The following is a 22,288-nucleotide window of genomic DNA, read 5'->3' as shown; positions in this document are numbered from 1 at the left end:
AGCGTTTCATTACAAGAAAGCTTGTTTTCAACCCAGTAGAGAGGTTTGATGTTTATACTATGTAGACTTTTGTCTTCGAAATAATAAACCTCAACCATTATGTCAAAATATAGGAATTCCCTCCTTTATGTCGCTATTATCGGTGGATGTACGGCACTAATTTATTGGGTTGTCACCCAAGGATCAAAATTAGAAGTAGGTACAAAAGCGATTGTTTCCGAAAGTACAGCCTGGGAAAACTTTATAAAAACCTTAGTTCACAACCTTGAAAGCCCGTTAGCCTTACTTTTAGCACAAATTGTGACCATTGTATTGGTGGCGCGTATTTTTGGATGGATTTGTAAAAAAATTGGACAACCAGCTGTGATTGGTGAAATTATCGCTGGTATTGCCTTAGGACCCTCTCTAGTAGGAACGTATTTTCCGGAGTTTTCCGAGGTGATGTTCCCCGTTCAGTCGTTGGGTAATTTGAGCTTTTTAAGCCAGATCGGTTTAATTCTCTTCATGTTTGTCATCGGAATGGAACTAGACCTCAAAATACTCAAAAACAAAGCGCATGATGCAGTTTTAATTAGTCACGCAAGTATTGTCATCCCCTTTGCCTTGGGAATGGCTTTAGCCTACTACATTTTCGAATCTTTTGCTCCTGACGGTATAGACTTTCTCTCCTTTGGCTTATTTCTAGGTATCTCCATGAGTATTACCGCCTTTCCCGTACTGGCGCGTATTGTACAAGAACGAGGCCTACAAAAGACCAAAATAGGCACGATTGTTATTACCTGTGCTGCAGCAGATGATATTACTGCTTGGTGTATTTTGGCCGCTGTCATTGCGATTGTACAAGCAGGTAGTTTTGTAAGTTCACTTTATATCATCGGACTGGCTATTATATACGTAATTGTGATGCTTAAGCTCGTTCGTCCTTTCTTGGCGCGCATTGCAAAATATCAAGGAAGTAGTAAAATACTGACCAAGGGAACCGTAGCTATCTTTTTGCTGACTTTAATTATTTCTGCTTATTGTACAGAAGTAATTGGGATTCACGCTTTATTCGGTGCTTTTATGACGGGAGCCATCATGCCTGATAATATGAAATTTAGAACCATATTTATCGAAAAAGTAGAAGATGTTGCTGTTGTACTATTCTTGCCCTTATTCTTCGTCTATACAGGATTGCGCACAGAGATTGGATTGCTCAACGAACCGTATTTGTGGAAAATTACTGGTTTAATCATTTTAGTTGCCACTGTAGGAAAGTTTGTCGGTAGCGCGATCACGGCAAAGTTTGTCGGCATAAATTGGCGGGATAGTTTGACCATTGGCGCCTTGATGAATACCCGTGGTTTAATGGAGCTGATTGTGCTAAATATAGGGTTTGACTTAGGCGTAATGACTGGCGAAGTATTTGCTATGATGGTCATTATGGCACTAGCAACCACCTTTATGACAGGTCCTCTTTTGGATCTAATTGCCAAAGTGTTTGGACCATTAGGCGATGAGCCTCAACACAAAGGCGTGGTGATAGGAAAATACCAAGTGTTTTTGTTCTTTGAAAATAAGTTGAGTTTGGCGCCATTGATGAAGCTAGCCAATGCCTTCACGGGAAAATCTAGTGCAGATACACGTATTACTGCGATGCATATGATTGATAGTGAGGAACTCAACTCGTTTAATACCCAAGATTACGAGGAAGACATCTTTGAGGCGGTACAAGAGCAGTCCACCGAAATGGACCAAGAAGTACAAACGTATTACAAAGTGTCCAACGACATTGAAAGTGATGTGGTAAACCTGGTACATCAAGAAACCTGTGATTTACTGTTGATTGAAATGGGATATTCGATATACCGCGGTTCAGTACTCGGAAATATTTTGGGGTTTACCACGCGAATAATAAATCCCGATGTGTTGTTGAACAAGGTAACAGGACGGGAGAAATTGTTTGAAAATTCGTGGTTTAACGCCCGTACGCAACAGATCATGAACCGAACTAAAGTGCCATTGGGAATCTTAATCAACAAAGATTTTGAAAAAATGGATCACGTATTCTTGCCTATTTTTAGCAAAGGAGATTTAAAATTGTTGTCCTATGCACAAAAAATGATTCGCAATAATGAAGTGCAAGTGTCCATTTTAGATGCTACAGGGGAGTTGGAGAACCACACTGAATTTAAAGAAAACATAAGGCTAATTGAACAATACAAGCCCAATCATATTCGCATTGTAAGCAGTAAGGTGGTATCTAAGGAATTTATTGAAGAATTTGATTTGATGCTCATCACTTTAGACAGTTGGAAGAAGTTGGTTGAAACGAGAAGTATCTGGTTAAATCACGCGCCTTCTATGCTTCTGATGCAATCCTTATAACTAATTAGTTATGTTGTTTTATATTAATTTGCTGAAACCTCAAGCCCTTGGCTTGAGGTTTATTTTTTGACCCAGTTCATTCTTGGGGTCCCGATAAACTTGCCCCGTCATTTTTATTGAGTTTCATAAATACAACACTCGATAAGATCGTTAATGCGCCCATGACCAAAAACGTATAATTGAATACGGCTGTTGGATGCTCAGGGGTATCAAGAGCACTATTTCGGAAGAGTTGCAAGAACATAGCTGAGATGGAAATACCCAAACTGATGGCTAATTGCTGTGTTACAGAAAGTAAGCTATTGGCATCACTAGAGGTAGTGTGATCTAGATCTGCCAAGGAGATGGTATTCATAGAGGTGAATTGTACCGCATTAAAGGCTCCGTTGCAGATCATCAAGAGGATGATAATGAAAAAAGGCGTATGTTCATTGACAAAGAAAAATAGGCTGATGAGGATTCCCGTGGCAATGGTGTTGAATACCAACGTCTTTTTGTAGCCAAAGCGCTTGACAATGGGCACGACAAAATTCCTCGATATCAAGTTAGATAAAGCTTGAGGAATCATCATTAACCCTGCGTAAAAAGCAGAGTAGCCAAAGCCAAGTTGCAAGAGCAGAGGAATCATCAGCGGCATACCACCGATACCAAAACGCGTTACTAGATTTCCGATAAGCCCAATATTCAACGTTTTAATTTTAAACAAGTCGAGCTTGATTAAAGGATGCGTACACTTTTTGGCATACCAGATATAGGCAACGATTAGCAGCAGGGCGAGCACAAAGAGGACGATCAGTTGAATTGGCCCAAGGCGAGGAGAATTCCATCGTTCAATAACCAAGGTAAGCATAGTTAGGCCACCGCTAAATAAGATCCAACCAATGAGGTCGAAGCGCTCCACCTTATTGGTAAAATTGGGGATAATCCTTCGAGCCATCAAAATAGCAATAATACCAACGGGTAAATTGATGAGGAAGATCCAGTGCCAAGACAATTTTTCCACGAGAAAACCTCCAGCAGTAGGACCTAACATAGGACCGATTAAGGCGGGGATCGTAATGAAATTGATAATCTTGAGCAGTTGATCTTTGGGGTAGGCGTAAAGCAAGGTTAAACGCGCAACAGGCACCATCATTGAACCTCCAATTGCTTGAAATATACGGGCAAAAATCAATTCATTTAAAGTATTAGATAAGGCGCAAAAGAGAGAACCTAAAGAAAATAGTGCCACGGCAAGAATAAAAATGCGCTTGGTACCATAGCGATCGGCTAACCAACCACTCAACGGAATTAGCAATGCAACCGTCAAGGTATAAGATACAATGATACTCTGCATCTCCAAGGGAGATTCACCTAAGCTTTTGGCAATTGAAGGAAGACCTGTATTGAGGATTGTCCCATCTAATGCCTGCATAAATATGGCTAAAGCACCGAGATAGGGGAGATATTTTTGGACTTTTGGGTCTTGTATTATTCCTGCTTCCATGTAAAAATTGCGTTTCTATTTAAAAAATGAATGTACCATTTTACATTTAGCTTCACAATATTTTGGCATAACATTTATGATTGTGAGCCAAAATGAAGTGCATTGTATTGCGTTTTCGAACGTTTAAATAAGGGAAGTAGTTAGTTTATTGTTCAATCCAGTTGGCGATCATTTGCCTTCCTGCTGTGGTGATATAAGACTCAGGGTGAAATTGAATTCCCCTGATATTTTTGGTTTGATGTCTGAATGCCATCAGCACATTATCGCTACTTACTGCGGTAATCAAAAGTTCTTTCGGAAAATCGCACTGTGCTAGTGCCCAGGAGTGGTATAATCCGACTTGGGTTTTGTCAGCTATGTTTTGAAAGAGTAGATCAGGGGTAACCAGCTCTAATGAACGTGCCTGACCGTGAAATACTTGTTCCACATTGTAGAGGGTTGCCCCGTAATATTCGCCAATAGCCTGATGTCCCAAACACACCCCTAAAATGGGTTTATGATCTTCATAACGCGCCAAAATATCGAATAAAATTGGATAGGCTCGTGGCACATCGGGACCAGGAGATAGCACCAATTGATCGTAGCGCGCTAAATCGTCGAGCTTGACCTGATCACTATAAACCACAGTAACCGAACAAAGTGGGTGTTCATCAAATAGTTGATACAAATTGTAGGTAAATGAATCCCGATTGTCGATAATTATAATTTCCTTCTTTTGGCTCATAAACAATTTGTATTTTTGGCCTTCACTTTAGCATTAAACATGGGCATCAAAGATACAATTATCTCGAGTATGAATGAATTGGGCAAGGCAAGAAAACCCTTTTTATTTTTTGTCGATTACAAAGGAGAACACGGTCAAGTAATTCCCCTCGATGAATTGGATGCCGAAGAAATACGTTATCAATTTAACAATCAAACCAATAGCGATAAGCCTGCTGAGTCAGTTCAGCCTTTGTTGCACTCCCAACCCCTTGCATTTGCTACCTATCAGCAAAAATTTGACCGTGTGATGCATCAAATACAAAAGGGAAATACGTATTTACTTAACCTAACTGTGTCAACGCCAATTACACTTGAAGGAACATTAAGCGATGTTTTTCACGCGAGTAAAGCAAAATACAAATTGTGGATAAAAGATCAATTGGTTTGTTTTTCACCCGAAACATTCGTTCAAATTAAAGAAAATCGAATATATTCCTTCCCGATGAAGGGCACGATTGACGCTTCACTTCCTCAAGCTGAAGAGCAGCTGCTACAAGACGAAAAGGAAACGGCAGAGCACTATACTATTGTCGATCTCATTCGCAACGATTTAAACCGAGTAGCTAAAAAGGTACAGGTTGATCGCTTTCGCTACCTCGATAAATTAAAGACATCTAAAGGAGAGTTGTGGCAAATGAGCTCACAAATTAGCGGGGATCTTCAACAAGGGTGGCAGGACAGGCTGGGTCATATACTCAGCGAGTTGTTGCCTGCAGGATCTATCACGGGATCTCCCAAAGAGAAAACAGTTCAAATTATCGAGGAGGTAGAAGGATATGCCCGTAATTATTATACGGGTGTTTGTGGATTGTTCACGGGAGATGCTCTGGATACAGCTGTTATGATCCGCTTTATTGAACAACAAGGACAGCAGTTGTACTACAAGAGCGGTGGAGGAATTACTTTTGGCAGTGAGGCCCAAAAAGAATATGCAGAAATAATGCAAAAAATATACATCCCCCTATAGGGCGTTCAACCGCTCAAGGGGAAGAACATCGTTATATTTCCTTTCTGTTTCCTACGGTAAAGCGAAAAGAAAAAATCGAGCATAAAGAAAAGGAGCTTATAGGCTCCTTTTAGAAGACAGACGAAATGGATGGGGATAAGCGTAGAATTTTGCACTATTTCTAGTCAATGCACTTCGAGGGTGGTAAAGAATTGTTGTAGTTGTTTTGCGGTGTTTTGATCGAGTACCAAATTGTATTTTTTTTCTTCCTTGTGATCCGCTGTATAATCAAATAGCAATGGATACAGCTGCTTGAACTGTAGGTGTAGGGTGGCGGCTTCTTTGTTTTGTGCATAAAGTGCCAAGTGCAACAACGTAGTTAGGTGTTTGGTTTTTGGTAAATAACGCAGGTGATGTAAGATATACAGCTGAAACTTTAGCACGAAGTATTTGTGTAACTGAGAGGTGCTGATAAAGGTTTCACTCGTTGAGCTTGCCCAATCCGGTGATAGGAGGGCATAGGTTTTATCTGTGAGGATCTTTTGCTTAAAAGCAGCTAATTTATTGCCGATTACGGTACTTTTATGCCAGTGAATTTGAGGGTAATATCCGTTGGAATACACGCGGTTTTTGGATTTTAGTATTCCTTTAAAAAAAGAGGCGAAAAAATCAACGTTATCCTGTATATAGCAACGCGTATGAGCAAGAATCGTAAAGTGAACCCCTTCATCTTTCCTTGCCACTTCTTTGATGCACTGATACAGCGCTTTGGAAGGTTTTTTATGCGTTATAGCAAGCAAGTAATAGTGCTTCACTTGTTTATTCTGATGAATGTATAGCGTTTGGTGGAACTGATAAATCTCTTCAACTTCATGAGTATCGAGAAGAGGCAGTAGCTTTTCTTTGTATTTAAAGGAGTCGTTCTGTTTCTTTTTACTGCTTTTTTTGGGAGTGACCAAGGCTGTTTTTCGATCGATTTCAGCGAGAACCTCTTCTACAATTTGCTGTAGTTTTTTCTGTACTTTTTTTAGAGCAGAACCCCAGGTCATGTCCTGAGTAGCCTGACTGAGTAAGGTCAAATCCTCTAAGAGATAATAGGTTTGACTGTGGCGCTTTACAAAAAGCGTTTGCATTTGGGGGAGGATTCGCTCGAGGAGTAGCAGGCGTTTAGTAAAGGTATCCGCTGTATTTTTCACCCCAATTAGCAGGAGTTCTAATACTTCAAAGTTGTACTCTAGTGCTTTGAAATAAGCGAGTGTGCTCCCATTTATTTTAGAAGCCACAAAATCCTGACAGTAGGACGTTAACAAGGCTTGTTTTTCGCGATAAAGCCCAATAAACGAATCCATAGGATGAAATAACAGAGGCGGAAAAGGGCGGTCTTGACACTGATAAAGTAGGCGATCTTGAGATAGACTTGTTTTGAATAGGGTATTCCCCATAGTGCGATGGACGTTTAGATCTTGTTCATCGAGTAGAACAATCAAAACGTTGTGCGCTTTGTAAAGCGTATTGACATAAGCGGGCGGAAAGTGAATGCCTGCTTTTGTTTTATTGGGAACATACATCCAAAGGGCATGTAGCTGTTTCGAATCCCAAATAGGACCAAACCAAATCGTGTAACAGTGATTTTCACTGATGCAATTGTTCACTTTTTGTAGTAAATCGGAGGAAAATACGAGGGCTGATTGAAAATGTAGATTTGACTTCATAATAACGAATTTTAAAATATTTGAAATTTTAATATTTATAAGTAAATTTTGATTTTATTGCGTAATTGGTACTTATAATGTGTATTCTTTGTTGTTTTTTATTTATTTTTGTCTTTTAGATATAAAAACAAAGTTACGAACAATGTTTTTGGTTTTCCTAAATTATTACATATACAGTTCGTATATTTTTATTAAATTCTTTATATATGGATAAAATTCAGCGTATCAATGAAGCAATCAAATGGTTGGTTTTTGAAGGATTGGCTAAAAACCATACCGATTTAGCTCATAAATTAGGGTATAAAAAGTCTTCATTTTCTCAGATCATCAACGGAAGAGTAAATATTAGCACAAGTTTTATCAATAGGCTTGTGACTTTTGCTCCCATATTAAATCGTAAGTGGTTGCTCAACGGGGAAGGGAGTTTGTTTCTATCTCAGCCAAAAATTGTGCAGGAAGAGGTGCTCAAGGGGCATTTCAGAGGGATTAATTTACTGATGGAAAACGATGCCACCTATTGTTCAAAAAGTGAAATTCCCGAATTTTTATACAACAAACGCGGCAATACTTTTGTGTTTTACCAAGGAGGTAAAATGAACATTGAAGTTTTTAAAGTCCCGTTTTCCTCTCATAACACCTATATCAGCAGTTTTTCGGATGCCACTGCGTTGCGATCACACTTTGCTAGTGTAGATTTTAGCATTGATTATTTTGAGTTGGGCTACTATCAAGCCTTTGAGATTAGTGGAGATACCATGAATGGAGGTAATATTGAAGACACTCCAGATGGAGCAGAAGTACTCGCTAGAGAGATCAATAAAGATTTGTGGCAAGGGGGATTTAAGCCAACGAAGTATGGATTTATCCTAGTGACAAAGGATCATATTTTACATAAAGATATTACGAATTACAGTGAGAATACAGGGTTGTTGCAATTGTCAAGTCGCAATGTCAACTATGGGGTTATGGAATATCCCCTCGAAGAAGTCCTCCAAATTTTCCACGTAATCAAACGCTTTTTTTAAGCGCAGTCTGCTGTCGTACAAAACGCGAACGCCGTTTGTGTTTTGTAGGTGGCAAGACCCAAAGCAATCCTTTGTTAATAGTGGAAGGAAGGAGGACTACAGCAGTTTGTTTACAATCACATAGCGAATAGCCTGTGCTAGGGTATTGACTTGACATTTCTCCATAATCTTTCTGCGGTGAAATTTAATTGTATCTGGAGCAAGATAGAGCAAATCAGCTATTTCTTGAACCGTAAACCCTTGAATAGAAGCATATAATACACTTAGCTCCTTAGGAGTAAAGCAGGGGCTTTTCTCAAGTTCCCAACACTGTTGTTGTGCATTAAACTTCCAACAATGTGTACGCGTTTTCGTATAAACGGCTATATTTCCTGCTTCTTGTGCCGTAGAAAGCGAGGCCATACAAATGGACTTAGACAATCTTCCTGTCGAGCTTAGCTGCAAAGGAGTAATTTCCTGTCTGATCAATAGGTTTGGAATGTGTTGATGTATAAGGTGAAAGTCACACGACAACGTATAGTCTTTTTTGTATTCAGCCGACAGTGTATTAAAAAAGGCAAAACCCACTTTGCATACTTGACCTAACAACTCCTGTTCTTTTTCAGGCACACATCGTGTGTAAAAATCAAACCCCATGGCGTGTACTTCTTGAACACTATGCCCGGCTAAAAAAATAGGGTTGTCGGATATATACTCAAATTTTCTTTTCTCGTGATTTAAAATGTAGATGCTTTTATAGGTCATGCTAGTTAACGCTTGTATAATCTCAATAGAAGGGAGGTCTAGACCTTCTTGTCGCTTCTCTGTGTGGTCATGTTGATTGCTCATAAAAAGGATTTTGGGTTTAAAAATAATAGTAATGTGGGATTCTATAAACAGGTTGTTTCATTGTTATAAGCAATGGGTAATCACTATTCGAATATTGAAAGGCGAAAACTAACCCTATGCGTATTTTTTTGTCTCTTTCAAAAAACTACCCGTGAGGGTAGCGACTGAATAAAACCTCTTATGTATTTTAGATGTGTTAATTAAATGATTGGTAATCAGCTAATTGTTGTTTGATTATTATCTGTGAAGAACAAAAATATTTCTATTATGTATAACATATCTTCTTATCTTCTTCTGTGCTTGGTGTTTTGTTGTCACGGGAGTTATGGACAGTCGTTTCGAGTGCAGGGACAAGTGGTTAATGCCCAAAGTCAACCTGTTGAATTTATGGATGTTTATCTCCACAATGATTGGCAATCTACAATGCCTCATACGTATACAGATAGTCTGGGATATTTTACTTTAGAAGCAGCTAAGGGTTCTTATGTTTTAGGCTTAGCTGAATTTGGTGTACAAAAGTACAGTCGTGATATTCAACTTACTCAGGATGTAGATATGGGAAAGATTACAATAGATCAAACGGTTCTGTTGGATAGTATTTTGATTCAAGCCAAGAAAAAGCTGATAGAACGCAAGGTGGATCACTTGGTGTTTAACGTTGAAAATTCGGTTTCAGCAAGTGGTGGGGATGCTTTAGATGCTTTGAGAATAACGCCGAGTGTGCGAATTCAGAACGATAATATAGCTTTAGCTGGTAAATCAAATGTAACGATATTGGTGGATGACAAGACTATTGCTCTTTCTGGCGAGGAGTTAATCCAATTTTTAAAAGGAATTGCTAGTGATAATATTAAAAGTATTGAAGTACTAACAGTTCCTCCTGCCAAATATAGTGCAGAAGGGGAAGGAGGATTGATTAATATAAAGTTGAAAAAATCAACGTTGGACAGCTGGAGTAACACAAGTAGAACGTCGTATACCCAAGGAACCTATCCTTTGTTTTCTTTTGGAAATAATTTCAACTATCAAAAAGGAAAATGGAGCTTTTTAGTCGATGTTTCCAAGCTACAAAATAAGACAATTTACACCAATGACATACAGTATTACTATCCAACGGCTTATTGGAAGAATACAGTTTATAATCGAGTACACTACAATGGTTTGTCAAGTATAGTTAATATGGGATATGCCATCAGTGATAAGCGAAAAATAAGTGTGCAATATATGGGGAATAGCGCAACACCAGAAGTCGATGAAGAGGGAAATACGTTGATTTACCAACAAGAAAATGGGAGTTTACTAAACAGATTGCCCTCCGTTAGTCAAACATCAAATAAGAATAACAATCATGCTTTTTCGGCATCTTTGGTTACTCAAATAGATACGTTGGGTAAAAAGTATACCTTAGATGCCGATTATTTCGTGTATTCTTTTGATAAAGAGAGCAAACAAACAGCTGAAAAACGAAAGGGGGATGATGAGTTAGTTAGTACAACTTTGTTAAACAATAACAGTACACAACGGATTGAAAATTGGGCGACGCAACTTGATTTTGAACTTCCCTATACTTGGGCAACCTTAGAATTTGGCGCAAAACTGAGTTTGACTAAAACGAATAGCACTCTTGCTATTAGCCTGGCTGAGGATCTACAGCCTCTCAATCAGCAAGAAGATCAATTTATGTATCGAGAAAATACACAAGCACTCTATTTTTCGGGTACTAAATCATGGGGAGAAAAATGGCAAGTAAAGGTAGGGTTACGCGCTGAGGCGACTCAAAATAAAGGCGATTCGTTTAGTATGAATCAGACCCATAGGAATAAATATAGCAAATTATTCCCCACCGTGTATGTTTTCTATCAACTAAGCAGTAATCATGATGTTACGTTGAAATATAGCAAGCGAATAACACGTCCTCCTTATGGAAATTTGAATCCCGCTCGATGGTATCTCAATACGACGTCTTATGAAGAAGGAAATCCTTTTTTACAGCCAGCGTTCAATACGAATGTCGAATTGTCTCATTCTTATAACAAAAAACTCTCTACGACTTTGTCTTATACCCATACAACCAATGGATTTGGTCAATTAACCATTCACAATGAGGAGCACAATTTTCAGAAATTCGTTCGCCTAAATTACTATTCCGCTCATATTGCCAACCTAAACCTTTATACCAGTATAGATGTATTCCCCTGGTGGACCACTACATTGGAGTTCAATACTTTTTACACGGAAACAAATATACATACCATATACCTAAAACCGAAGTATAGCGGTTGGGGTGCTTATTTTATGAGTACGAGTAGTTTGACCCTCAATGCTGCCAAAACACTAACCGCTGAAATTAGTTATGAACAAGATTTTGCCTCCAAATATGCGGGAAATCGAATGAGTGCTAATGCTAATGTATCAGCAGGGATTAAGCTTTTGCTATTCGATAAAAAACTACAGTGTGTAGTAAATGCCAATAATATTTTGGGTACAGATCGCATGTTACTTTCGAATACTACTCAAAATGTATTTCAAACTTTCAAACAATATTATGACACACAGTATGTCCGATTCTCAGTGTCTTATTCGTTTGGGAACAAAAATATAAAGTTAAACCAACAACAAATAAGTAATGAAGAGGAAAGGAGTAGAGCGAATTAAGTGCAAATGTTGAAAGAGGATCTAACTATTTTTTTTCTATAATGATGAAACTAAACCAATTAGTAAAGAAGCTGTTGGACTTAAAGTGTACACATTTTCATATTCTAGCGCAAATACTTTTGCGCTAAATGATACTAAAACAAGTTCAAAACTAACCCTAGGTGTAATTTTTTCGTCTCTTTCAAAAAACTACCCGTGAGGGTAGCGACTGAATAAAACCTCTTATGTATTTTAGATGTATTAATTAAGTGATTGGTAATCAGTTAATTGTTGTTTGATTATTATCTATGAAGAACAAAAATATTTCTATTATGTATAACATATCTTCTTATCTTCTTCTGTGCTTGGTGTTTTGTTGTCATGGGAGTTATGGACAGTCGTTTCGAGTGCAGGGACAAGTGGTTAATGCCCAAAGTCAACCCGTTGAATTTATGGATGTTTATCTCCACAATGATTGGCAATCTACAATGCCTCATACGTATACAGATAGTCTGGGATATTTTACTTTAGAAGCCGCTAAGGGTTCTTATGTTTTAGGCTTAGCTGAATTTGGTGTACAAAAGTACAGTCGTGATATTCAACTTACTCAGGATGTAGATATGGGAAAGATTACAATAGATCAAACGGTTCTGTTGGATAGTATTTTGATTCAAGCCAAGAAGAAGCTGATAGAACGCAAGGTGGATCGCTTGGTGTTTAACGTTGAAAATTCAGTTTCAGCAAGTGGGGGTGATGCTTTAGATGCTTTGAGAATAACGCCGAGTGTGCGAATTCAGAACGACAAGGTGACAATGATTGGAAAAAGCGCTATGGCTATTATGATAGATGACAAAATGATTGAACTTTCAGAAGATGATTTGATTAATTATTTACGAACTATACCTGCAGATAATATTAAGAGTATTGAAGTGATAGGAACGCCGCCAGCTAAATACGCTTCTCAAGGTAATAGTGGATTGATAAATATTCAGTTAAAAAAGACTAAAAGAGATAGTTGGAATGCACTGATGGGATCCTCTTACCTACAGAATACACATACAAGTATATCTATTTTAGGAGGATTCAATTATAATAAAAATAAATGGTCATTACAATCGTCTGTAAATAGTGGTAAACTTCGAAAACGGATGTTAGATATGAGTTCTTTTTCATATCCGACTGAAATGTGGAATAAGAAAGCTCCTAGAGACATTGATAATGAATACCTCAATATCCGTATGGCAATTGATTATGCTATTAATACACGATGGTCTAGTGGAATTCAATACATGGGGGTCATTGATAATATAAGGATTAATCAAAGATCATTGACTAACATAGAATACATGGATAGCGATATTGTACAAGGACAAATTCAGTCAGATTCTGATTGGAAGAGTAAACCAAGTATTAATTCTTTGAATTGGCATAACCTATATCAGTTCGATGCAAGCGGAACTAAAATGTCTATTGATTTAGACTATTTCAATTATGAAAGCAATGAATTAAGAGTATACAAAGGTAAGGAGACCATGCCGTTCACATGTGGAACTAAATTCTCAGGTTTTAATACGAATACTATAGGTATTAAAAATTATAGTTTAAAATTTGACATTGAACTACCTTTTTCTTGGACCCATTTAAGTTTTGGTGGTAAAATATATCAAACTGCGACAGATAATCAAATTAAATTGAGTAATGAGAATAAAGAGACACTCATTTATGATTCTTTGGAAACGAATTTTTTTTCCCTTATAGAAAATAATCAGGCTCTTTATTTCTCTGGAAATACAAAATTAAATGATCAATGGCAACTACAAGCAGGTTTGAGAATGGAAGTAACACAAACTATTGGAAAATCAAGGGAATCCAATCATCTGAATAGAGATCAATATGTGAGATTCTTTCCAACGGTGTATCTTATTTATAAACTTAAAGAAAGTGGTGCACTATCATTAAATTATAGTAAGCGGATTAATCGCCCAAATTACGAAGAGCTGAATCCTTTTAAAATTTTCAGTAATCCTTATTCCTATGGCGAAGGAAATCCTTTTTTAAATCCTTCCTATTCAGATAATATAGAACTGTCTTATTCTCAAAATCAAAGTTGGATTCATACATTTTATGTAACAAAGACAACGAATGGTTTTGGACAACTAAAGATTATTGATGTTGCTTCAACAAGTGAACACTATCGGCCAATGAATTATTATGATCTGTTTTCTGTTGGAATTTCGGAGTCTTATTCTTTTAATAAATGGAATTGGTGGAATAGTATTTTGACTTTAGACAGCAATTATAGTAAGGCAAAGTCATTGGTTGACAATGCGGAGGAAAGCAAAACAGGGTTTAATACAACTTTTTCTACTGTGAATAATTTTGTATTAAATAAGTCAAATACAATCCTTTTTAGTTTGAACTATTGGTTTTCTTTTCCGGGAATTTCTGATTTGTATTCCATCTCTTCTAGTTCAAGTTTAAGTGTGGGAATCAAATTTTTGTTATTGGATAAAAATATGACAATCAGTATTCAAGGCAATGATATTTTTAGCGGTGAACGAGTGTTGGCAACAGGATATTTTAATCAAGTGAAAACAACAAATAGAAACTATGAAGATTCAAGAAGTTTTCGATTTTCTCTAAACTACAAATTTGGGAATAGTTTACTCAAAACAACCAAACGAGATTTTGGAAATGAAGCAGAACAAAATAGAATCTAGAAAAATACTTGCAAGTAGAGTCCAATAAAAAGTTTTATGACTTTAAAAGATAACTTAATAATTTAAAAAATACAAGATATGAAAACAATTAAGTTAACAAAGGTACTTCTAATTAAGAAAGAAATGATTAGCAAGTTGCAGGAAGAGCAGATGAGTGGTATAAAAGGTGGTAGAGCAGCAGCATTTGCATCGTGTAAGGACACGGCTACGAATTCGTGTAACAAAACACAGAAACCAGGAAATTAATTTTTTAAAAAAAGGAGTGGTTAACCAACACAATGTGTTAACCACTCCATGTATTAGTATGTTGCAAAAGGATATAGTTGACCGTATAGTAAGTGAAATAGAACGAGAGATTTTAGATCATGTTTTAGATATTAAATATATAGGTGTCTCTCTGGGATTATTAGGATTGTCACTGTTTTATTATTATCACTATAAGTATGCTAAGGATTCAAACTCTTTTGATAGGATTATACTTTATTTAGAAAAAGCTATCGTACAAATAGAGGGAAACTATATTAGTTATGCTTCACATATTGAAATAATTGAATTTGGGCTATACTTAATATTTCTAAATAAAAAAGGTATTATTAATAATCATGATTTAGAAAATAATTTATCCATTTTAGATGATTACATTATGTGCTTTGTTAGAGATAAAATAAAAGAAAACAATCTGGATAATGTAGTAGGCTTATTAAAAGCAGGGAATTATTTTATAAATAGAAAATTTAGTAAAAGACGTAACTCAATTTTATTTATGATTTTAAATGAAATTAGGAATCAGGCAATTTATAAAGGAAAATTTACCTATTGGGAGTTTTGTTTCAGAGATGCTGAAAGACCAACTGTAGAATTGGGATTGGTGCATGGTGTAACAGGAGTTATTTCATTTTTAATCAATTTATACTTAATTGGAATTAATAGAAAACAATGTAAAAAGATCATAGATAGGAGTTTATTATTTCTAATGTCACAAAGAAATAATAAATCGATAAACTTATTTCCTATTAATGCTCATGAAGAGGGAGACTTAGGATATAATAATTTAAATTATGGGGATGCAGGAATAGCATATGTTTTAATTAAAGCAGGAAATATTTTCAATGATAATGGTTTTAAAACACATGGGATGCAGGTTTTGGAAAATTTACTGAGGTATAACATTAAAAATAGGAATAAAATTGTTGATGCAAGTCTTTTATATGGTACCTCTGGTCTGTATTCCTTTTTCTCTCTTATTTATAATGAGGTTAAACTACCAAAGTTTTTAATTGCGCGTAACTACTGGTTTGAAGAAACTTTAAAATTTTATCATAGCGAAAAAACATGGTTGGGATTTAATTCATATTATTTTAAGGATAACTACGTACAATTAAGTTTTTCACAAGGCCTTATAGGGGTGGGGATAGCTCTTATGTGTAACCATGAAACAGAAGATTATTTAAGTTTTTTGAATTATGAACTTTGAGATGTCCTTAAATAAAATATTATAGAAAATGAAGAGAATTAGACTTGGACTTATAGACTTAGGCTACAGAGAAAATGTTGATGCATTGACTAGTATAGAGGAAATAATTGAATATGTAGTCATAGCCGAAAAACTTGGGTTTTATAGATTTTGGTTAGCAGAGCATCATTATTATCATTTTAAAAGTCATCCTTTTACGGTACCAGATGTTTTGATTGGATTATTAGCAGGAATGACTGATGATATTAGAATTGGTTCTGCGGGAACTGCAATTAGTTTACACTCACCTTATGTAGTTGTTACAAATTATAAATTATTAAATAATTTGTTTAATGGACGAATTAGCTTAGGATTATCTAAGGGAGTTGCAGAAAGTATGGAAACAAATTATATGATAAATAGAAATTTAAACACTAATAATAGTATTCTATTTTTTAGAGAAAATTTAGCTCGAATATCTGATTTGATTGAAAATGAAGAGTTTAATCTGAATAATTTTAATATTCTAATTCCTCCATATGCTGGCTTGAAACCTGAATTGTGGTATTTAACTACATCTTTCAAAAATTATGTGGATGCAGTGCAATATAAGACTAATTATTGCATTTCTATTTTTCATAATTTCAATCAAGACATTGATAATTTGCCTTTTAATAAGGAAGATATTATAAATTTTAGATCTGCTTTTTTTAAAAGACATAATTATTATCCAGAAATAGCAATTTCCTTAGCGATAATCTTAAAAAATACTATGGAAGAGGCTCTAAGTGAATGGCATGAAATCATGGATGATTTTAGTAAGAACGATGGAAGTCAAAGTTTTATTGTGATACCATGTACTCCTGATTCACTTTACAGTAGATTGGTTAACTATTTGAATGAGTTCGAAATTAGCGAGTTTATTATTTACGATACTGCACCTAGTAATGAAGAAAAAGTTAATAATATTAAAAAGATAAGTAAAGTTTTTAATCTATTAAAAGAAACGAATTATGAATAAATTGAAATACATAAATTTCTTTTTTGTAAGATCTCCTTTGTACTCTTTTGATAAGTTTAAGATGATTCCGAATAATGAAAATAACTTGGACGAGTTTATTAGTACTTTATGGAATGATCAAATATTTAAAGAAGCATTATTTATTGCTTCAATGGAATTATATTCTGAATGGGAAACGTCAATTGAAAAGTATCCTATTGGAAATGTCAAAAGAAGGAAGATTAATATTTCTATTCTGAAAATTATATTAGAATTTCTACGAGAAGTACTCCTTTTGGTCTATTTTCGAATTATTCAACAACACAAATAGCTAATAATAGTTCAAAAAATGAAAATGAATTAATTGATATTCAGCGTTATACTTCATTGGGGTTGTATAGTGTATTTGCTATTATTCGATACCTCAATGCTAATACTGTTATTAGAAGGAATTGTAAGTACTCTCTTAATGATACAATTTATAAAGTAGGGCAATCTTATAGATATATTGAGATTCTATCTGATAAAGAAGATAGAAGTTATGTACTAGTTTCTGTAGAGTATTCTGAAATTTTGGATAAATTATTTGAGTATATTAAACAAGAATTATCTATTGAAGAAATTACTTATATTCTTTATAGGTATGTAGAAGGAATTAGTGAAAACGAGGCTTTGTCTTATATTAATAGTTTAATTGATGCTCAGATTTTAGTAAGTAACTTGGAAATTTGTTTAAATAATGGTGAGGATGCATTGAGTCAAATAATTTATTTTTATGATAGTAATTTGAATCAATTTGAGAGTTGTAATGAGTTGAATATATATTTTAACCAACTGAAAAAAATAAATGTATTGTTATCAAATATTGATAAAAAAGTAGGCAATAGCACTGATGAATATAAGAAAATTTGTTATTTACTAAACGAAATAAATGTTCCGTATAAGTTTACTAGATTAGTAAATGTAGTTACCAAGAAAACAAATAAAATTGAAATTTTAACAGATAGTGACATTTGTAAAATTAAAAAAGCAATAGAGATTTTAAATCTTTTTTCTCGAAATTTAGAGGAAGAAGATAATGAAATTAGTCTACTAGGAGAATTTAAAGCTTCTTTTTTGCGTCGATATGAAGATAAAGAAATTCCGCTATTGGTGGCTTTAGATAATGAATTGGGAATCGGGTATTTACAAGATAGAGTTGAGAATAATTATTATTCGGAATTAATAGATGATTTGGACTGGAATAAAGAAGAAGATAAAATTGAAAAAATTTATTTCGATAAAAAAGTTCATTTATTTTGGATGAGAAAATTTCAGAAATCAACAATAAATGAAATAGATCTTAATGAAGAGGATTTATCTTTTCTAGACCCAAAAGACACTTTACTTTCTAAGACTTTTTCAGTAATGATTAATAAAACTTCTAAGCATATCATTATAGATAGTGTTGGAGGGGCTAGTTGTCTAAACTTGCTTTCGAGATTTTCTCATACAGATCTTGAGATTGCTAAACATGTTGCTAAAGTTGTAGACATTGAAAACGAGAGTGAAAATGTAATTCAAGTAGAATTATTGCATGTACCAGGGGAAGATAGTGCTAACATTATTATGCGAAAGGTCAATCGGTTACATGAGTTAACTCTCTTGACTAAATCAACCAAGAATATAAAAAAAATATCATTGGACGACATATACATATCAGTTAGAGACAATCAAATTGTATTAAGAAGTAAAACTTTGAACAAGGAAATAAATGTATTTCATACTTCTGTACATAATTATCATTATAATTCATTGCCTGTTTATCAGTTTTTATGTGATTTACAATACCAAAATAATTCTAAAGGTTTGTCTTTGAATTTAGGAAAGTTAAATACTAAATTTTTTGATTATAGACCAAGAATTATTTTTGGTAAAGAAATCGTGTTGTCTTTGGCAACATGGTATATTTATAAGGATGATTTATTTTTAAAAAATGAAAAGTCTAATCATTTAAAATTAGTCTATAATTATTTGAAACAAAAGAAAATACCTAGATATGTATATTTGCAAAAAGGGGATAATAAATTATTAATTGATATTGAAAATAGTAACCTTTTAAATCTAATATTAGAAGATTTAAAGAAGACTTCAGTAATTACATTAGTTGAGTGTCTATATGATCTAGATAATGAGCAATATGATAATGAACTTGTTATTCCATTTGTTAATTTAGATTACAAAGAAACTATGTATCATCTTAAGCGTAAAATTGATAAAGTTAGTAGAGTATCAGGTTTCGTTCCTGGCTCGTCTTGGTTATATTATAAAATTTATGTCAGTGTGCGAATTGCAGAAGAAGTGTTAGTTAAAAGTATTTCTCCTTTAGTTGATGATTTGTGTCAAAAAAAAATAATCAAAAAATGGTTTTTTTTAAAATATAGAGATACTGATTTTCATATTAGAATTCGATTTGAGTTAAATGAAAAGTTTAGTAATAATATTCAACAAGTCATAGATAGGTTTAATTTTTTCATAAAAAATTTTTTAGATAGTAACCAAATATGGAAAATTGACTTGTCAACTTATGAGAGAGAATTGGAACGATATAATTGGGAATCAATTGATTTGGCTGAAAGTTTTTTTTACTACGATAGTAGATTAATACTGCAGTTAATATCTAAGACTAAAGAAGATAATATAGGAAATTTATTATGGTTGTTTTCATTAAGATGTATTGACAGATATTTAGACCTATTTGAATTCTCACTTCTAGAAAAACAAGGAATTATGTGTTATTTGACAAAGTATTTCAAAAGGAATTTAAATTAAAGAAAACAACAAAAAGACAAATAGATATGAAATATCGTAAATACAAGATACAAATTGTAGATTTTTTGAATGACGAAATTGTATTTAGTGATTATAGTAATTATTTCAACATTATAGATGAAAATAATAATACTTTTCTGTCAAACCATAAACAAGATATTAAGGATTTAAATATGAGTGAGCGAAAAAAGCTAATTTTTAGTTTTATCCATATGCATATTAATAGAATAATTAGTGCAAATCAAAGAATGCATGAATTGGTTCTTTATGGATTGTTAGCTGATTACTATAAAATGAAAATAGCGTTAACAAAATATAACCCATGAACTTCACCCCTCAACACGATCAAATGGATTGCGGTCCAGCCTGTTTAGCCATGATTGCTGGGCATTATGGAAAGAAAGTGAATATTCAATATATACGAGAACAGTGTTTTATTAGCAGAGAAGGTGTTTCTTTATTGGGTATTAGCATGGCAGCGGATAAAATAGGGTTGGAAACCAAGGCGGTGAAAATCGATATAAATCACTTGGAGCAAGCCCTTTTACCTTGTATTTTACATTGGAATCAAAATCACTTTGTTGTTCTTTATAAAATTTCAACTACTTTATTCTCCAACCAGAAAAAATATAAAATTGCAGATCCAGGTTATGGGTTGATTTCCCTGTCAGTTGACAAATTTAAACAAGCTTGGTTGGCAGAAGGTGAAAAGGGAATTGCTTTGTTTATTCATCCAACGGAAAGATTTCAGGAACAAAAAGTTTCAAAACAAGAGAAACAAACACTTGCCTATGTTTGGCAGTATTTGAACCCTTATCGCAAGCAAGTACTACAGTTATTTACCTTACTTTTTTTAGGTACATTAACTACCTTAGTTTTTCCCATACTGACCCAAAAACTTATTGATGAAGGAGTCAACAAAGCGAACTTATCCGTAATCACGTATGTGTTGATGGCTCAGCTAGCCTTTTTTTTGGGCAATATTGTATTTAGTATAGGAAGAAATTGGATTATGTTGATCATGGGAACCAAAATAAACATCCAAATTATTTCCAATTTTTTAAAGAAATTATTGCAATTGCCTATTAAGTTTTTTGATACCAAATTGATGGGGGATTTTAATCATCGCATTCAAGATCATGAGAGAATTGAACAATTTCTGACGTCAGATAGTTTATTGACTGTTTTTTCCATGTTTACCTTTTCTGTTTTCTTTGGAGTATTATGGTATTACGATGTTCAAATAGTAATCCTATATATTGCGTTTACTGCAGTCTCGATTGGTTGGTCTTTGTATTGGATGCGAAAGAGAAAAATACTCGATTATTTTCGTTTTGAACAACGCAGCGAGAATCAAGAAGCAATTTATGAAATTATTAATGGAGTTTCAGAAATGAAATTAAACCAATTAGAGGAAAGTAAGCGAATCGAATGGGAAGAAATACAACAAAAACTTTTTGTTATCAATAAACGAATTTTAAAAGTAGATCAAGTACAACTATCTGGTTTTGAATTTATCAATCAGTTAAAGAATATTGTTGTAACTTTTCTTGCTGCATATTTAGTGGTTCATCAGACAATGTCTTTAGGATCTTTACTCAGCGTTTCTTATATCATCGGTCAACTGAATAGCCCCATCAATCAACTGATTTCCTTTTTTCGATCCCTTCAAGATGCGAAATTGAGTTTAACGCGACTAAATGAAGTGCAGCAACATCCGATAGAAGAACAAGAAGGATTAAAACCACTAAGTATACCAAAAGCAAAAGAGAGAAAGGAAGAGAAACATGGCATATTTTTAAAAAACCTTTCTTTTCAGTATGAAGGACCTCAATCTCCATATATATTGAAGGATATTACGTTATTTTTTCCTCAAGGAAAAGTAACTGCCATCGTAGGGGCAAGTGGAAGTGGTAAAACAACCCTAATGAAACTCCTCTTGCGATTTTATGACCCATGTGAGGGCTCCCTCTATTACAATAATGAGGTGAGTACAGCCTTATCACCAAAAAGTATCAGAGAAAATTGTGGTGTGGTCATGCAAGACGGTTATATTTTTTCAGATACCATTGCGCGAAATATAGCTACAAGTGATACAGTGATAAACGAGGTGAAGTTGTCTTATGCTGCTCAAATAGCTAATATTGAATCATTTATTAATACTTTGCCCCTGGGATACAATACCAAAATTGGAGCAGCAGGGAATGGTATTTCAGGTGGACAAAAACAACGGATTCTAATTGCACGTGCGGTCTATAAAAATCCACCCTATCTCTTTTTTGATGAAGCAACTTCCGCTTTAGACGCTGAAAATGAGAAGGTAATTCACGACAATTTACAAGCTTTTTTTAAAGGAAAAACTGTATTAATCATAGCCCATCGTTTGTCCACTGTTAAACAAGCCGATCATATCATCGTACTAAAACAGGGGCAATGTATCGAAGAGGGGAATCATCAAACCCTAGTGACAAAAAGAGGAGCGTATTACAACCTAATTAAAAATCAACTAGAATTAGGGAGTTCCTAAGCCAAAAAAAGGTA

At 34.5% G+C, this 22,288-nt stretch carries 13 protein-coding genes and 1 pseudogene; 10 read left to right on the top strand and 4 right to left on the bottom strand.

Annotated features, from left to right (window positions below; genetic code table 11):
- The first annotated feature begins 99 nt into the window (after positions 1-99).
- Positions 100-2,367 (top strand): cation:proton antiporter, encoded by a 2,268-nt coding sequence (locus H4K35_RS06590; RefSeq protein ID WP_182626595.1) that lies wholly within the window; start codon positions 100-102, stop codon positions 2,365-2,367.
- A gap of 76 nt (positions 2,368-2,443) precedes the next feature.
- On the opposite strand, the gene mdtD is transcribed toward H4K35_RS06590, so the two are convergent.
- Positions 2,444-3,853, bottom strand: a complete 1,410-nt coding sequence (gene mdtD / locus H4K35_RS06585) for a multidrug transporter subunit MdtD (protein WP_182626594.1) — start codon at positions 3,851-3,853, stop codon at positions 2,444-2,446.
- A 145-nt stretch (positions 3,854-3,998) separates the two neighbouring features.
- Positions 3,999-4,577, bottom strand: a complete 579-nt coding sequence (locus H4K35_RS06580) for an aminodeoxychorismate/anthranilate synthase component II (RefSeq protein WP_182626593.1) — start codon at positions 4,575-4,577, stop codon at positions 3,999-4,001.
- A gap of 39 nt (positions 4,578-4,616) precedes the next feature.
- Here H4K35_RS06580 and H4K35_RS06575 point away from each other — a divergent pair, with 39 nt between their 5' ends.
- The gene (locus H4K35_RS06575; protein ID WP_182626708.1) at positions 4,617-5,585 is read left to right on the top strand and encodes an aminodeoxychorismate synthase component I; all 969 of its coding nucleotides are present in this window, start codon (positions 4,617-4,619) and stop codon (positions 5,583-5,585) included.
- A gap of 164 nt (positions 5,586-5,749) precedes the next feature.
- On the opposite strand, the gene H4K35_RS06570 is transcribed toward H4K35_RS06575, so the two are convergent.
- On the bottom strand, positions 5,750-7,276 hold the full coding sequence (locus H4K35_RS06570) for a hypothetical protein (RefSeq protein WP_182626592.1): 1,527 nt from the start codon (positions 7,274-7,276) through the stop codon (positions 5,750-5,752).
- A gap of 206 nt (positions 7,277-7,482) precedes the next feature.
- On the opposite strand from H4K35_RS06570, the gene H4K35_RS06565 reads away from it, so the two are divergent.
- Entirely contained in the window at positions 7,483-8,301 is an 819-nt protein-coding gene (locus H4K35_RS06565; RefSeq protein ID WP_182626591.1) for a helix-turn-helix transcriptional regulator, read from the top strand.
- 96 nt (positions 8,302-8,397) lie between these two features.
- Here the strand turns inward: H4K35_RS06565 and H4K35_RS06560 are convergent, their stop codons facing one another.
- Positions 8,398-9,129, bottom strand: coding sequence for a helix-turn-helix transcriptional regulator (locus H4K35_RS06560; protein WP_182626590.1), 732 nt, complete (start codon positions 9,127-9,129; stop codon positions 8,398-8,400).
- 267 nt (positions 9,130-9,396) lie between these two features.
- Here H4K35_RS06560 and H4K35_RS06555 point away from each other — a divergent pair, with 267 nt between their 5' ends.
- The 7 genes and pseudogenes from H4K35_RS06555 to H4K35_RS06520 all read left to right on the top strand — a co-directional run bounded on the left by H4K35_RS06555 (position 9,397) and on the right by H4K35_RS06520 (position 22,274).
- A complete protein-coding gene (locus tag H4K35_RS06555; protein WP_182626589.1) occupies positions 9,397-11,784 on the top strand; it encodes a TonB-dependent receptor in 2,388 nt (795 codons plus the stop codon).
- Positions 11,785-12,131: 347 nt separating this feature from the next.
- Positions 12,132-14,483, top strand: a complete 2,352-nt coding sequence (locus H4K35_RS15900) for a TonB-dependent receptor (RefSeq protein ID WP_182626588.1) — start codon at positions 12,132-12,134, stop codon at positions 14,481-14,483.
- Positions 14,484-14,561: 78 nt separating this feature from the next.
- Positions 14,562-14,729 (top strand): class I lanthipeptide, encoded by a 168-nt coding sequence (locus tag H4K35_RS06545; RefSeq protein ID WP_182626587.1) that lies wholly within the window; start codon positions 14,562-14,564, stop codon positions 14,727-14,729.
- A 58-nt stretch (positions 14,730-14,787) separates the two neighbouring features.
- Entirely contained in the window at positions 14,788-15,957 is a 1,170-nt protein-coding gene (locus H4K35_RS06540; protein WP_182626586.1) for a lanthionine synthetase LanC family protein, read from the top strand.
- Positions 15,958-15,985: 28 nt separating this feature from the next.
- The gene (locus H4K35_RS06535) at positions 15,986-16,957 is read left to right on the top strand and encodes an LLM class flavin-dependent oxidoreductase (RefSeq protein ID WP_182626585.1); all 972 of its coding nucleotides are present in this window, start codon (positions 15,986-15,988) and stop codon (positions 16,955-16,957) included.
- Positions 16,958-17,203: 246 nt separating this feature from the next.
- Positions 17,204-20,073: pseudogene (locus tag H4K35_RS15895) on the top strand (lantibiotic dehydratase).
- The gene (locus H4K35_RS06520; protein WP_182626582.1) at positions 20,070-22,274 is read left to right on the top strand and encodes a peptidase domain-containing ABC transporter; all 2,205 of its coding nucleotides are present in this window, start codon (positions 20,070-20,072) and stop codon (positions 22,272-22,274) included. Before H4K35_RS15895 ends, H4K35_RS06520 begins: the two are co-directional and overlap by 4 nt.
- Positions 22,275-22,288: the final 14 nt, after the last annotated feature.

This window comes from Myroides sp. NP-2, assembly GCF_014145665.1.
GTDB lineage: Bacteria > Bacteroidota > Bacteroidia > Flavobacteriales > Flavobacteriaceae > Flavobacterium.
This window is presented reverse-complemented; position numbering and strand designations above follow the sequence as displayed.